Consider the following 16,014-nt stretch of genomic DNA (forward strand, 5'->3'; position numbering starts at 1 on the left):
AAGATATAAAATGATTAAGATAAAAATCCTCATTGTGGAAGATGAGTTGCTGCTTGCCGAAATGCACAGTGAATATATAAAAGCCTATCCTGCATGTGACAAAGTTTGGCTTGCTGGTAACCTTGCAGAAGCAAGAAAAATGGTTGAATACATGAAACCAGACCTGATCTTGTTAGATAACTATTTACCTGATGGAAAAGGCATTGATCTGGTTCACGAATTAATACAAGAAAGAAATAATGCAGACATTGTATTTACTACGGCTGCAAGTGATATGGATACAGTCTCTGAAGCGATTCGTTTAGGCGTTTTTGATTATTTGGTGAAGCCAATTGCCTACGAGCGCTTAGGTCAAACGTTGGATAGATATATTCAACGTAAATCTGTTTTACAAGACAGCAGCAAAACGAATCAAAGTAAAATTGATGATATGTTTAATACCTATGCACGTGGGGAATCTAAGGAAGAACTTCCAACAGGTATTGATATTATTACACTCGAAAAAATACTCGCTTTATTCACAGAGCCTGATGTGCAGTTTACGGCAGAAAGTATTGCTGAAACAATCAAGCTCAGTCGTACCACAGCAAGACGTTATTTGGAGTATTGTTTAGCGAAGGATAAAATCGAAGCTGAAATTGAGTATGGTAAAGTTGGCCGGCCGCAGCGGATTTACCGTAGCAAATTGTGAGTGTTTGTATTCATAGTATATGTCGATAGACGCCCTGCATTGGTTATTACCAATGCAGATTTTCTTTACCTTGTTTATATTGGTGGTACAACAGTAAGCATGAGAAATAGAATTTATTGCTGTTGATGCTCTAAAATTAACACTTTCTTTTCAGCTCTTTCATGGCCTTTAGCCGCTGCAAGCTGATACCAGCGTAGGGCTTTTTTATCATCAGTTTCAACACCCATGCCATATTGATAACAAGCTCCTGCTGCATATTGCGCATCGGCACTATTTTGCTGGGCAGCTTTTATAAACCAATGACATGCTTTCGCTTGGTCAGCTTTGATACCATCACCGCGTGCATAGATAAGTGCAACATTAAATTGAGCTGACATTTCACCTTGTTCAGCCGCTTGGGTTAGCCATTTTATGGCGGATTGGATATCTTTTTTAGTGCCTTGTCCAGTTAAGTACAACATACCTAAGCTATTTTGAGCGGGTGAAAACCCTAATTCGGCTGCGCGGGTAAAATATTGAAAGGCGAGGGGGTAGTTTGTTTTATCATACATACCTACTGCAGCTTGATAACCCAATAAATAGAGTGCTTGAGGGTGGTTTTTCTCAGCGAGAGCAAGGTATATTTTTTGTGCCTTTTGTGGGTCTTTTGTGATGGCTTTTCCCTCTTCATACCAATAGGCTAGGGTGAGCATCGCAGGTTGAAAATGTTGTTCAGCCGCTTTTTTTAGCCACTGTTCGGCTTCTTCTGGGTTTTTCTCTAATAAATTATCAAGACCGTATAAGGTGTATTCGGCCATATTCATCTGGCCAATAGGGTCACCATTTTCGGCTGCAGTTTGCATCCAATGGAGCATTTGTTTTTCATCGAGTGCAACACCGGTTCCTTGCTGGTACATTAAGCCAAGGTTAATTTGAGCTTTTGTAAACCCTTGATTGGCAGAGAGAAGGTACCAGTGTAAAGCCTGGTCAAACTGTTGATGAGACTGATAAAACATTCCTAAATTAAATTGAGCTTCAGCTTGCCCTTGTTCTGCAAGTGCGATTAGCGCTTCTTCATTGATGAGTGGAGTGGTCTCTTCTGCGAAAGCCTGGGGGGAAAATACGTTAATAAAGATAAAAAATAATAAAAATATTTTTTTCACATGACATCCTTTCGACTAAGCGCTCAATGGCTAAGTTATCTTGTTAGGTAAGTTCCTGCAACGATTGATAGATATTTTATATTAATTCTACTAAATCAAATGGTTAATTGTTGCTATTAGCATATTGGGCAAAAAACACATAAAAAACTTTAAAAAAAGATGAACTTTTTTCCGTTATAACCACTCTTAGTAGTATCTATATACTGTTTGCTTGCGTAAACATTCATATATTTACCCTCATCATTCATTTCTTTACATGAAGTAATGTAATAATGCATCTACGTAGTGATAGTTTGAATTTAGCAAAAGATCCTTGAGTAGAATGCATTATGCCCAGTTTAATACTGGGCTTTTTTTTATCCAAAATTCCAGTTTGCATGTACTTTTCACCGCACTCCTTTAAAGTCTTTCCTACCAGTAAAATAAAAAGCGTCTGTTTGATATGGATGATTTTTGTTTCACATAATACTTACAGCAATAAATCATAAGGTTATAAATCGCGACATTATAGTTTCAATGCAGAATAATGTTCTTAACATTTAATAAACAAATGACTAATTAGTAATCGATAATAATTTGGTAATTTTGTAAAAAATTGAAGTTAATCACGATTAAATTCAATTGATGTAGTAATTAATACTAGCTAATTCTTTAATTTTGGTGCATAAATACCGTATATGGCTCAATTGATTATTGGGTTCTTGGCGGGTTATCTACCGGTTAATGTTGAATAAATAATCAAATGTGCTTTAACTCATTGAATTTATGTTTGAGATCCATAAACAAGCCTACACACAGTTTTGTTTATTTTGAGGTCAGGGAATGATACTCCTCCTACCAAAAGTGAATCTTTTCAACTTTGAATTCTTGAGATCATAACAATGCGAGAGCGTATAGAGCGTTCCGTGGTTTTTTTGCATATGTACAGGTTGTACTAGAGGTAACTTGTGTCCACAACAAATAACAAAGAGGAAGTTAGTCTTAACGCGTTTAAGCAACCTCGCTCATTCTATCTTATTTTTTCTATCGAACTCTGGGAACGTTTTGGTTACTACGGTCTTCAAGGGATCCTTCCAATATACTTAAGCCAAGTGCTGGGTATGTCAGAAAAAGAATCAATTACACTTTTCTCAGCGTTCGCAGCGTTAGTTTATGGCTTTGTTGCGGTAGGTGGCTGGTTAGGGGATAAAGTTCTTGGCACAAAACGTGTGATTGTTCTTGGAACAATCACTCTGATTGCAGGGTATGCATTTGTTGCTTTCTCAGGGCATGATGTGTCGATGGTCTATGTTGGCTTGGCGACTATTGCGGTTGGTAATGGTTTATTTAAAGCGAATCCATCATCACTCTTATCGACCTGCTATGAAAAAGATGACCCACGGTTAGATGGCGCATTTACCATGTACTATATGTCCGTGAATATTGGTTCATTTTTCTCAATGATTGCAACGCCATGGTTAGCGAAACATTATGGTTGGGATGTTGCGTTCTCTCTTAGTGTTGTGGGCCTGATTATCACATTGATTAACTTCTATATGTGTAAAAAATGGGTTTCTCAACATGGCTCAAAGCCTGACTTTGCACCTGTCGTTATTTCAAGGTTAGTTGCTACAGTTGCAGGCGTTATTGCATTAATTGCGATTTCTACATGGTTATTGCATAACCTTGGTATCGCACGTGCAGCATTAGCGATTATTTCTTTGGGTATTTTAGTTATCTTTATCAAAGAAACATTAGCACTAAAAGGTACGGCTCGCCGTCGCATGATTGTTGCATTGATTCTAATGCTTGAAGCGATAGTATTCTTCGTTCTTTATAGTCAAATGCCTACCTCATTAAACTTCTTTGCATTACATAACGTAGAACATGAAGTTCTTGGTTTTTCTATTGAACCTGCGCAATATCAAGCTCTGAACCCATTATGGATTATGATTGGAAGCCCAATTTTAGCCGCGATTTATAATAAAATGGGTGATAACTTACCAATGCCACATAAGTTTGCGATTGGTATGTTGCTATGTTCAGCTGCATTCTTAGTTTTACCACTAGGCGCTAAATTTGCAAATGAAGCCGGTATTGTTTCCGTTGAATGGCTGATTATTTGTTACGGCTTCCAAAGCATTGGTGAGCTGATGATCTCTGGCCTTGGGCTTGCGATGGTGGCTCAGTTAGTTCCGCAACGCTTAATGGGCTTCATTATGGGCGCATGGTTCCTAACCAACTCAGCAGCTGCATTTATTGCGGGATATGTTGCCTCAATGGCGGCGGCACCAGAAGGTGAACTTACCAGCAAAGTCGAATCTTTGGCGGTGTATAGTGACGTATTCTTGAAGATTGGTTTAGTGACTGGTGTGATTGCAATTTTGATGGTTTTAACCGCTCCGATGTTAAATCGTATGACTCTTGAGCGTTAATTTTCATCTTAAGTTGCAGTAATCAAAAGGGCTAAGAAGCCCTTTTGATATATGTGACATACGGTAATAGACGTATTAATTAAAATAGCGGTTATTAATCAGTTTTAGCGAGCGGTCACGGCCATTAACCAAAATGGTATTCGAAATACGGCTGTACGCATCTATTGATACTCCATCCATCAAGATTGTTGGTGTGATGGCTGTGGCGGCAAAGATAACATCAGAAGTGCTGACCATCTGGTCTAAAGATAAAACCTCACCAATTTCTAACCCCATTTGTTGGCAACGCAAAACTTCTTGTGCCGCGAGTTGTTTGTTTTCTTCGCTATCTCCTTTAGCTTTATCTCGAGAAACTAGCCTTGCTTGCATGTCACCACCTAAAGCGCGTGCGATGGCTGCACTGATAATACCTTCAGGAGCACCGCCAGTTCCATACATCATATCAATTGGGTGCTCAGGAAGGATAGTCAGTAATGAGGCGAGTACATCACCATCAGGAATGGTAATCACATTTGCACCAAAATTACGGATAGTCTTAATAATATGTTGATGGCGAGGTTTATCAAGCACTGCGATTGAAAGACTTGAGATTGGTTTATTCAATGCAGAGGAAAGGAACTCTAAATTTTTCTCTAGGGGATTGGCAAGGTGTACGGCCCCTTTAGCTGCGGCCCCAACAACAAGTTTTTCCATATACATATCAGGTGCTTGAAGTAGTGTTCCTGTTGGTGCCGCCGCCAGTACGGCAATGGCATTTTTTTCATTGCAAGCGACCATGCGAGTTCCATCGATAGGATCTACCGCAATATCTAATCCAACAGAACCAGATTGTTTGCCAACTTGTTCACCAATATATAGCATGGGAGCATCGTCGATTTCACCTTCACCAATGACAATTTTGCCATGAAAATCAATTTCATTTAGGCGATTTCTCATCGCTTCTACCGCGGCTTTATCTGCAGCATTTTTATCTTGTTTACCCACCCAATCGAAGGCAGCAACTGCAGCGACCTCGGTAACGGAAGCGATAGCAGAAGCTAACTCATCACTAATTTTCATTTTTTGTTTGTATCCCAGATGTATAAAAGAAAAGTATTTATCACTATGATACGTTTTTTGTGATCTATCTGGCAAATAATGGGTGATTAAATCGACAGAGAATTTGGCGGCAGAATGTAATGGTAGCCTAAACATCGGCTACCATTAATTGAAAATTAAAGCATCTCGACGATAGTGATACCGCCAATAATCGAAATTAAGGCAGCTAATGTACTTAATAACACGGTTCCTGCTGAGGTTTCAGTATAGGCTTGGTTGCTAATGGCCAATGCGGGCACTGCGGTCGCGGTGGGTAATACACCAATAATAAATGCCGCTTTCAGTAAATCATCTTGTAAACCTAAAGCGAGTCCAGTTCCTAAAATTAGGGCTGCTTGAACAAAGTTTTTAATAAAAACGTTAAATACAATTTCCTTACTAATTGTCAGTTTGATCCCAGAAAGGAGTAATCCAAGGAAGAATAGGGCGACTCCGCCTGCTGTTTTCCCTAATTCATTGACTGAATTTTGTAATATCTCCGGTAATTTAACGCCCAAAATAGCCAGTATTGCCCCTAGAATAGGAAGAAAAACTAAGGGTTGGGCAATGGCTTTACCAACAGATTTTAAGATACTGTTTCCTTGTTGTGACCCGCTGATCATTAAGAGAGTAAATGGAATAATAATAACGGTATAAATAAGGTTACCTAATACCATTGCTATTAAGCCTGATGACCCGACAGTTGCAAGTAATACAGGTGGCCCACAGTAGGCCATATCAGGAAAAGATACCGACAAGGCTTGCATAGCTGCATCTTTTTTATTATGGCGAAAAATAAATTTACCAAAAATAAAACCAATCACGTATGTTGCAATTAATCCTACGGCCAATGCTAATAAATAGTCAATATTGAGTAATACCGAGGGTGGTGCTTGTGCAGCAGCAAGAAATAGTGCAAACGGTAATGCTATTTTAACAACAAAGTCAGCAAAAGCTTGGGAATACTCTCGTTTGATGAACCCATATTTACCCGATAGCCAACCAACGGCTAATCCAAGAACAATGGGCCCTAAAGCAGCAAGTATAATGTGAGTTAGCATTAAAAAATTCTCCCGATATTATGCGGTAGGCCTTATTTCATAAAAATTCAGTTAAATGACAGTTAACACTTTCCCTTGCGATTAATCTCAGTCTAATTAAAAAATTTATACATTTCATCAATGTGTAATAAAGAAAATAATTAATATTATCTTTAAGTGGCTATAGTCATTTAAGGATAATAAATATTAGAGTAAATATTTTAAAATAAATATATTATATAAATAACATAATAAAAATAATTGTACTAATAAAATTTTTATTATTAATTAGTTAAGTATCTGAAAATGAATATCGAAAAATAGACACTCAATCAATTATCTATTTTCCATGAATTAAACTATCATTAAATGATGATTAAGGGTTTTCTTAGTTACTAAAATAACGAATGAGAGTATTAATAAGTCATAAAAAACGGGTGAGGGTATTGCTTCTTTTTTGTTCAGAGTATAGCTAAAAGTAGAGTGTAATGAATTATTTTGTAACAGTTTATTACATTTGGTTGGCAAGGGGATCAATGCTATCTACACTAGCAGTAATCGTGGTCTTTATTTTCCAGATTCTAAATTGTGAATTTTATTATGAGGAAACCTATTTGTGGATACTTGGATACTAGTAGGACTCGTATTAGTTTTTCTGCTAGTGCTAGCTCCGATACTTGCTATCATTGCCATCAATCGAACTGGTCGGTTGCAGTATCAAATTTCGCTATTAAATCAGAAGGTTTCCTCATTAGAAGCTCTCCTTTCTAACTCTAAACCCTCACAAAGTGTATCTGTTGATGATGTAACGGCTCCCCAACCAAGCTTCGATGAAAAACAAGATGTCTTCTCAATGAGCCATGCTACTTATCAGCAGGCTGAAAAAGAACATGCTTTATCTGATCATGTTTTATCTAGTCATGCTAGCTCGGTTCCCATTACGGAACAAACTGTCTATGAAGATCCTCTCGAACGCTCTCCAATTAATGAAAACATCAACTCAAATAGGTTTGATAACTCGACAGCACCGCAAATAGACCCAAATCGGTTTAATCATAATGAACGTAAAACAGATCAAAATAATCAAAATGCGGTTAGTCATGATAAATCAATATTCAGCCATTTCTTTAGCTGGTTAATAAAAGGAAATCCTGTTGCGAAAATAGGTATTCTGTTGTTATTCCTAGGTGTGGCGTATTTACTGAATTATAGCGTGCAAAATGACATTATTTCACCACAAATGCGTTTAATTTTCAGTGCAGTAGGGTGCTTAGGCTTACTTGGCGTTGGCTGGTGGTTACGGAATAAAAAGGCATTATTTGGGTTGATTTTACAAGGGGGAGCAATAGGCTGCTTGTATATCACTATTTTTGCTGCCTTTAAATTATATACGATGGTGCCATATGGAATGGCATTTGCATTTATGTTGCTTATTTGTGCTGCAAGTATTGCTTTGGCATTATTGCAGCGAACGATTAGCTTAGCGGTTTTGGCATCAATAGGCGGGTATTTAGCACCTGTATTACTATCGACTGGTGGTGGAAGCCATGTTGTTTTATTTTCTTATTACCTGATGCTATCTATTGGTATTTTAGTTATTAGTGTGTGGCAGGCTTGGCGCCCTTTAAATTTAGTCGGTATGGTGATGACTTATGGCGTTGCCGTTTTATGGGGGGTAGATAATTACCAGCCAGACTATTATTTATCCTGCCAACTCTTTATTATTGCTAATTTAGTCGTATTTAATGCTTTAACTCAACTATTTTCACTACGTTTTGAACATAGCAAGCAACTTATTGTTGATAATACGCTTCTGTTTGTTCCTCCCTTTGTCAGTATTGCTCTTCAATTCTTTATTTCACAAGGGGAAGGTTTGCTGCCGGCCTTTATTTCTCTGATGATAGGCTTGTTATATCTGGTTACTGGTTTGCAAGTGCATAAACGCTATAAATCTGCTGGCAAGAATATGGCATTAGCAAATATTATTATTGGTGCTGGATTTATCACGTTAGCTATTCCACTAGCGTTAACATTTGAGTGGACCTCCATTATTTGGTCATTAGAAGGTCTGTTAATCCTTTGGTTTGGTTTACAGCAAAACCAGAAAAAAATGGCGGCGATTGGCTCTTTATTGATAGTTATTAGCGCAATTACTTTATTAAGTGATTATCCTTATCTATATTGGAGTCGCAGTAGTACTTATATGGTTCCAGTGCTATTAGTCGCATGTTTTATGGCGGGTGGGCTTTTCCATACTCGTCGTAAAGAAGATAGTAACTTTACTTTATTTAGTTATGGTTTCTTAATTATTGGGTTGGTAACGTGGTTTTGTTGGTTACCTTTATTTACCGATATTTTATCGTGGAGCCGTGAGTCTGAAGGCTTTATTATTTTAGTCTTGGTTGTTATTTCTGTTTGGTTTTGGCGTTTATATGCTATCCATATTAATTGGGTGCCGTTGTTACTGTGCCAATCTATCTTGTGGATTGCGGGCTATTATTATCTTAGTTTAGATTTCGTTAACGACCAAAACCCAATGGGACGTGGCGAAGGTTCTCTTATATGGCCAGTTGTTTTGGGCAGCTCTGTTTTATTTGTTATTCATGCATATAAGCTTCGTGACCCCTGGATGCAAAGATGTCTCCATAGCGCTAATTTATGGTTAATTCTTGCGTTTATTGGTACTCAAGTAAATTGGTTCGTTTCTATTTTACCTTGGGGAATGCACGAAGTCGGGTATTTTATGTATATCATGGCCATAACACTAACCATTATTGTTCTGTATTGGCTACAACAAAGTAGAATGCCACCGATGAAACGAAATGGACTGATTTATTGGTATTCGATGCTTCCTGTCGCTGTCGGGCTAATTATATTGTCTAGCTATGCTAATTTAGAAGATGGCAAACTGACGTTTTGGAGTTATATACCATTAATCAATCCATTAGATGAAGCTGGGTTATTTAGTATCGCGGCGCTAGTTTTGATACGTAGAGGGTTCACGCAGAAAATACGTAAAGTGACAGCGGTTAATTTTTGGGTTCTGCGTAGTTTATTAGTGGCCACTATTGCACTTTCTGCTTATTGGTTTAACGGTATTTTAATTCGTGCAACAGCAGATTTCGCAGCACTGAGCTGGAATTATGAAACCCTCTATGATTCGCGCTTAGTACAAACTGTACTTTCTATCAGTTGGGCATTGGCTGCATTAGCCTGCATTATTGTTGCTGCTCTCAAGAAAAACCGTATTTGCTGGTTTATAGGGGCAGGTATTTTTGCATGTGTTATTGCCAAGTTATTCTTAGTTGATATTTATGGACAAGGTGGTATTTCTCGTGCAATTTCCTTTATTGGTGTTGCATTGTTAATTTTAATTGTTGGGTATTTTTCGCCATTACCACCAAAAGAAGCAAAAGGGAAAGTCGAACAGGAGATGCAACCATGAGTTTAATAAAAAACACAAGACTAGGAAAGTTTATTGCTGTCCTCTCTTTATCATTATTTTCTAGTTACATGAATGCAGAGACAGTAGAAGAGACGACACCTTATAGTTTTTATCAAGGCTCAGAAATAAATGTGCTTGATACATCGACCCCTTTTTATTGGTTAGAGCTTCCCGCAAATGCGTATATTAATTCAGCGTACCCTAAAACGTTGCAAGATGTTCGAGTTTTTAATGGCACTGGTAATGAAATGCCTTCCGTATTATTTTCTGATACTGAAAAATCCGTCTCTAATGAAAAAGTGGTTTTTACACCACAACGTTTAGTGACCCAAGTTGACAGCGTTAATTCCGATGATGATGTGCGTAGAGAAAGGCAACATCTACTAGTCGAATCTATCCCAGGTAAAGTGAATAGAATTGAGTTGCCTAGTATGCAAGTGAAAGATAATGTTGCTTATCAGGCTTATTTATTAACGAGAAATCAAAACCAAACTAAAGATGCCCCCGTTAAGAGCCTGACATTAGACTGGGCTAAAAGTGAGAAAGAGTGGCAGGCAAAGGTATCTATTTTTGCTAGCGATGATAAAGAAAATTGGTTAAATGTAGCATCGAACCAGCCAATTATGAATTTAAAATTAAATTCTGAAACTATTGTAAGTAATAATATTGAATTATTGAATGGTAATTCAAAAGCATTAAATGCACCTTATCTTATGGCTGTAATTGTAAGTGCTCCAGATATTGTTATACCCGATTTATTAAAAGTAGATGCAACTTCTAGCGTATTCAATTCAACTCACCGTCAAGAACTATTTCATTTTGAGATGACGAACGATGGAGTTTCAAAAGATCATATAATCTATCAGTTACCTAGAGCACTGCCGTTAAGTGAATTACAAATACAGTTGCAACAACCAAACCGCGTGATCCCCTTAAAAATCGAGTATTCATCTGATCGCGGTGAAAGCTGGAAATTACTCACTAATATTGTCGCCTATAATCAAACAATAGATGGTGATTTAGTCAGTAATCCAAGCACTGCACTTTATGGCGAAATGGTAGGGAAAGTAAAAATTTCTGCGCTCAAAGGCAGTTGGGAGGATCAACCGCCAAGATTAACGGGAAAACGAGATGCTTATAACCTTATTTTTAATTTACAAGGTCCCTCGCCGTATTTGCTTGTTTGGGGAAATAAACAAGCAAGCTTTGATAAATTAACCACAAGTCAGCTTGTAGGAAAACCAGATAGTATTAATGAATTAATGACGAATTACCCCCAGTTATTTCTTGATAACACAATCATTGAGTTGGGAGGGGTAGATAGATTAACTTCAGTAGAAGAGGCTGATGATAATTTTAACTGGTTGACAATTACTTTATGGATACTGTTATTTATTGGTATCTTAGTATTGATCTATTTTTGCTGGTATTTATTAAGAGAAGTTAATTCTTCAGATAAAGCTAATCATGAAGAGTTATAACTAGATATTTTTATTAGCCAAATAGGGAATAGTACCCTATTTGGTTCCAATTTACGTCTTTGACAATTCTGACATCTCTTTACTCAAGCATGAGCACACTTACCTTTAGTCTGTTTTTTCTGACAAGGATTTGCGCTAAAACAATCATAACGAAATAGGAGATAATGATGGAAAGAACATTACTGGCTCGTATATTTATTGTGATTGTTATTTTGACCGGTTCTTCAATAGTAGCTCAAGCTGCAAATAATACCGTATTAACAGAATTTATAGCACATAATCAAGTGACGTATGAGTATGTGTTACAAAATACAAACCAAAGTGAAGCAGACATAGAGTTTGAACGAGAAACAAAAGAGCTTGATAGTTCTCAACTGCGTAATATTATTAATGATAAACGTTTTACTGGTCGGCAATTTAGAATAGATACAAAGTAAGTAATAACTAAATTTTTACTGTGGTTATATTCATATTGAGTAATAAATCAACTATCTAAATAAAGGAAATTCTATGCATCAAGGCCAATGTTTATGTGGTTCTGTAAAAATCACAACAGCAAAAGATATTAGCCATGTCAGTGTATGCCATTGCGGAATGTGTCAAAAATGGAATGGTGGCCCAGGTTTTAGTGTTGATTGTGGTAACGATTTAATAGTAGAGGGGCAAGAAGCTGTGACGATCTTTGCATCATCCGAATGGGGAGAGCGTGCATTCTGTAAGAATTGTGGTTCACACCTTTTTTACCATTTACTTTCACCGTCAACATACTATGTATCAGCAACCTTATTTAAAGAGAGTAAAGATGCGCAAATGAGTATGCAGATTTACATAGATAGTAAGCCCCAATATTATAATTTTGTAGAAAAAACGCTCATGTTGACAGAGAAAGACATTATGGAAATGATGTCACCGTCATCGGATTAAAATTTCTAATTATTACGTTAATAGTAAGCCATAAGGGGTTTAACGGTAGCTGTTCAGACTGTATTTTTTGATACTATTCGTTAAATTAATTTCTTGTTTGTCATGCGAGTGATTTAAATTTGTTTTACAATTAAGAAAATAACTAGGTTTAAACGTTGTTCAGAGGGATAACAAATGAATAGTATGAAAGGAATGCGTCATGCGAGTAATATTGCGTGGGTACTACAATGGATACTAAATATTGGCTTGATCTCACTCGCTGCTGTACTTGTATTCTTTTTAGCTAAAGAAACGGTAACAATGGCCTCATTAATGTTTGGTAGCTCAAAAGGGGCAACGGCCTATGAATTATTAGAAGGCATTGTCATTTATTTTCTGTATTTTGAGTTTATTGCCTTGATTATAAAGTATTTTATGTCAGGGTATCACTTCCCATTAAGGTACTTTATATATATAGGTATAACGGCAATAATTCGTTTAATTATTGTTGACCATAGTGACCCAATGACAACGCTTTTGCATGCAGGAGCAATTTTAGTACTTGTTGTTGCACTTTATATTGCAAACACTGAAAAATTAAAGCGTGAATAGCATACATTAGTATAATTTACTGGCATGCAAAAAAAGGTGTAATTATTATTCCTTTTTTTGTATGTGTGACATCGAAGGCAAATACTTAAGCTATATATTCTGCATCTAAATCTATAAATTAATAAAATTTAAGATATGTGATATTTGGTAATTAAAATTAATATAAAAATTTCTAATATTTTATTTTGAAACTGGTTTATCCTGTTAAAACTAATCACAAAAGTATTTTACTTTTATATATAGGTTATTTACTGTTATAAAGTTTCTATTCTAATAACATAAGTAGCTTGTAAATATGACAACAAAAACACTCCCCAAGAAGAAAGGGTTTTTAAACCGTGTTGAGCGCATTGGTAATGTTATGCCTGATGTGACTATGCTGTTTGTTTATGCCCTGATTATATGTTGGTTTTTATCTTATCTGCTTTCTTTCGTAGATTTTAGTTATTACCATCCTATTTCAAAAGATAAAATCGCTATAGTTAATATGTTTCAGTATGAGGAAATAATATTATTTATTACTGCGGCAGTTAAAAATTTCATTAACTTCCCTCCTCTTGGTATAACGATAGTGGCAACGTTAGGTATTGGTATTGCGGAAAGTAGTGGTTTTATTAATACTGCATTGAAAAAAATGCTGTCGTTTATTTCACCTAGAATGCTAACGCCTACAGTAGTATTTGTCGGGATCGTTTCTCATATTGCTTCGGATTCTGCCTATGTCATTTTAATGCCAGTTGCAGCGATGATGTTTTATGCGAGTGGTCGTCACCCGTTAGCTGGGATTGCTGCTGCATTTGCAGGTTTAGCAGGTGGATTTACTGCAAGCTATACACCATCAATTATTGACCCAATAATGCAAAGTTTTACGCAAGATGCTGCGCAAATGCTAGCGCCAGGTTATAGCGTGAATGTTCTATGTAACTATTTCTTTAGTTTGGGCGGAACATTTGGTGTTATTTTTACTTGCTGGTTTATCACTGAAAAAATTGTTGAGCCATGGCTGAATAAAAACTGCCCGATCAGTTTAAATGAAGTTGACACTGATTCTGAAAAAGATTTAGGTAAAATTACTGTTGCTGAAAATCGTGCTTTTCGAATTGCAGGTTTAGTACTAATTGCTTTAGGTATCGGGTTATTTGCATTGTTATGGCCAGAAAATTCACCATTACGTGGGCCTGACGGTAGCTTAACTAGCCCGAAAGCACCTATTATGCAAATTGTTGTGCCTTTACTGTTTATTTTCTTTGCTTTGCCAGGCATTGTTTATGGCTACATGACGAGATCTTTTACATCAACAAAAGATGTTGTTAAAGCAATGGAGAATATTACTAAATCACTTATCCCATTTATTGTTTTCGCTTTTTTTGCTGCCCAATTTTTATATTCATTTCAACATTCTAATTTAGGCACATTATTGGCGCTTTCAGGGGCTGAGTTATTACGTACACTCGATATGCCATCTGGAATGACTGTTTTTGGAGTAATTCTATTAACCGCTATTTTAAATATTATGATTACTTCAGCGACGTCTAAATGGGCAATTATGGCGCCAGTATTGGTACCTATGCTAATGGCTGTGGGAATTTCACCTGAATTAACACAAGCAGCATTTCGTGTCAGTGACTCTGCGATGAACGTGAGCACACCGATGTTTCCGTTTTATCCGTTAATTCTGATGTATTGTCAAAAATATTATAAAAATGCAGGAATAGGAACATTGTGCTCAATGATGATCCCATTCACTGTTGGGTTATTAATTATTTTGACTTCAACATTATATTTGTTCTGGGCTTTTGATATCCCAATTGGTTTCGATAGCGGTTACACGTGGCATCCTGCACAATAGGTAGAGCCAATACCCTGTCTATTAAATAAATAGATAGGGTAAGTATAGTTAATGCAAGGAATATAAAATGAACGAATTAGGTAAACAATTAGAGCAGCGTTTTTACCGCTACCTCGCTATTGAAAGCCAAAGTGACGCAGCAAGCACGATTGTTCCAAGTACAGAGGGGCAACGTGAACTAGCAAAATTATTAGCGCAAGAGCTTGAAAGTTATGGTCTCAAAGATGTTTATATTGATGACCATGCCATCTTATATGCAATGCGCCCAGGAAATAAACCTTCAGCACCAAAAATAGGTTTTGTAACTCATTTAGATACGGTCGATGTTGGTTTATCTCCCATCATTAAGCCTCAAACTTTGAAGTATGAAGGTCATGACTTATGTTTAAATGAAAAAGAAAATATTTGGTTTAAGGTAGCAGAGCATCCAGAAGCAGCTCCTTATGTTGGTGAAGATATTATTTTTAGTGATGGAACCAGCGTTCTGGGTGCCGATAATAAAGCCGCTGTAACGGTTGTTATGGAATTAATGAATAAGCTGCAGCATGCTGATTTTGATTGTGGCGATATCTACGTTGCGTTTGTACCGGATGAAGAAATTGGCCTGCGTGGCTCTAAAATTATGGATTTATCCCGCTTTAACGTTGATTTTGCTTATACCATTGATTGTTGCGCACTTGGTGAGGTTGTGTATGAAACGTTTAATGCCGCTTCTATCGAGGTTTCAATTAAAGGTATTACCGCACATCCCATGTCAGCTAAGAATGTATTGTTGAATCCTATTCGTGTTGCACATGATTTTATTGGTTGTTTTGACCGCTTTGATACCCCAGAACACACAGAGCATCGCGAAGGCTATTTTTATGTCACAGATTTAATCGCAAACCCAGATAACGCTAAAATTAAAATGGCGATCCGTGATTTTGACCGCCATAGCTTTGCGGCACGGAAACGTTTTATAGAACAAGCGATTGATTTAATAAAAGCTCGTCATCCGCGTGCAAAAATTGAGTGTAATATTGTTGATGTGTATAGCAATATTAGTGACTCATTGGGAGATGACCGTACAGCGATCGATTTAATTTTTGAAGCACTGAAAATCCAAGAGGTTGAGCCTAAGGTAATTCCGATGCGTGGTGGTACTGATGGTTCTGCTTTATCGGCAAGAGGCATTTTAACTCCCAATTATTTTACGGGAGCACTTAATTTCCACTCATGCTTTGAGTTTCTACCTGTCCGTTCTTTTGAGAAAAGCTATCTAGTATCAGAAACCATCTGTCGTTTAGTTGGAAAAAAATAGCGTATCATTTTATTTTTAATATTAAGACCACTCAATAAGGTGGTCTTTAATTATTAATCA

At 36.9% G+C, this 16,014-nt stretch carries 12 protein-coding genes; 9 read left to right on the forward strand and 3 right to left on the reverse strand.

Annotated elements, in window-relative coordinates:
- Positions 1-10 precede the first annotated feature (10 nt).
- Entirely contained in the window at positions 11-691 is a 681-nt protein-coding gene (gene dpiA / locus PSF67_RS03780; protein ID WP_102139284.1) for a two-component response regulator DpiA, read from the forward strand.
- 113 nt (positions 692-804) lie between these two features.
- Here dpiA and PSF67_RS03785 read toward each other — a convergent pair whose 3' ends face one another.
- Complete coding sequence (locus PSF67_RS03785) at positions 805-1,833, reverse strand: tetratricopeptide repeat protein (protein ID WP_272676543.1); 1,029 nt, start codon at positions 1,831-1,833, stop codon at positions 805-807.
- A 947-nt stretch (positions 1,834-2,780) separates the two neighbouring features.
- Here PSF67_RS03785 and dtpA point away from each other — a divergent pair.
- Positions 2,781-4,247, forward strand: coding sequence for a dipeptide/tripeptide permease DtpA (dtpA, locus tag PSF67_RS03790; protein ID WP_102139282.1), 1,467 nt, complete (start codon positions 2,781-2,783; stop codon positions 4,245-4,247).
- 75 nt (positions 4,248-4,322) lie between these two features.
- On the opposite strand, the gene glpX is transcribed toward dtpA, so the two are convergent.
- Complete coding sequence (glpX, locus tag PSF67_RS03795; protein ID WP_181490166.1) at positions 4,323-5,300, reverse strand: class II fructose-bisphosphatase; 978 nt, start codon at positions 5,298-5,300, stop codon at positions 4,323-4,325.
- 161 nt (positions 5,301-5,461) lie between these two features.
- Positions 5,462-6,385, reverse strand: coding sequence for an AEC family transporter (locus PSF67_RS03800; protein ID WP_102139280.1), 924 nt, complete (start codon positions 6,383-6,385; stop codon positions 5,462-5,464).
- 595 nt (positions 6,386-6,980) lie between these two features.
- Here PSF67_RS03800 and PSF67_RS03805 point away from each other — a divergent pair.
- The 7 genes from PSF67_RS03805 to pepT all read left to right on the forward strand — a co-directional run bounded on the left by PSF67_RS03805 (position 6,981) and on the right by pepT (position 15,954).
- Positions 6,981-9,809, forward strand: a complete 2,829-nt coding sequence (locus tag PSF67_RS03805; RefSeq protein WP_272676544.1) for a DUF2339 domain-containing protein — start codon at positions 6,981-6,983, stop codon at positions 9,807-9,809.
- Entirely contained in the window at positions 9,806-11,290 is a 1,485-nt protein-coding gene (locus tag PSF67_RS03810; protein WP_272676545.1) for a DUF3999 family protein, read from the forward strand. The genes PSF67_RS03805 and PSF67_RS03810 overlap by 4 nt, the downstream gene beginning before the upstream one ends.
- A 164-nt stretch (positions 11,291-11,454) precedes the next feature.
- Positions 11,455-11,727, forward strand: a complete 273-nt coding sequence (locus PSF67_RS03815; RefSeq protein ID WP_166266979.1) for a hypothetical protein — start codon at positions 11,455-11,457, stop codon at positions 11,725-11,727.
- 73 nt (positions 11,728-11,800) lie between these two features.
- The gene (locus PSF67_RS03820) at positions 11,801-12,214 is read left to right on the forward strand and encodes a GFA family protein (RefSeq protein WP_272676546.1); all 414 of its coding nucleotides are present in this window, start codon (positions 11,801-11,803) and stop codon (positions 12,212-12,214) included.
- Positions 12,215-12,397: 183 nt separating this feature from the next.
- Positions 12,398-12,805 (forward strand): phosphate-starvation-inducible protein PsiE, encoded by a 408-nt coding sequence (psiE, locus tag PSF67_RS03825; RefSeq protein ID WP_172412229.1) that lies wholly within the window; start codon positions 12,398-12,400, stop codon positions 12,803-12,805.
- A gap of 295 nt (positions 12,806-13,100) precedes the next feature.
- Positions 13,101-14,654: an AbgT family transporter gene (locus PSF67_RS03830; protein ID WP_102139275.1), complete on the forward strand. Its 1,554-nt coding sequence runs from the start codon at positions 13,101-13,103 to the stop codon at positions 14,652-14,654.
- 67 nt (positions 14,655-14,721) lie between these two features.
- Positions 14,722-15,954 carry a peptidase T gene (pepT, locus tag PSF67_RS03835; protein ID WP_102139274.1) on the forward strand — a complete coding sequence of 411 codons (1,233 nt, stop codon included), beginning with the start codon at positions 14,722-14,724 and terminating at the stop codon, positions 15,952-15,954.
- Positions 15,955-16,014: the final 60 nt, after the last annotated feature.

The sequence above is a fragment of the Providencia sp. PROV076 genome, from assembly GCF_028483405.1.
Classification (GTDB): Bacteria; Pseudomonadota; Gammaproteobacteria; order Enterobacterales; family Enterobacteriaceae; genus Providencia; species Providencia huaxiensis.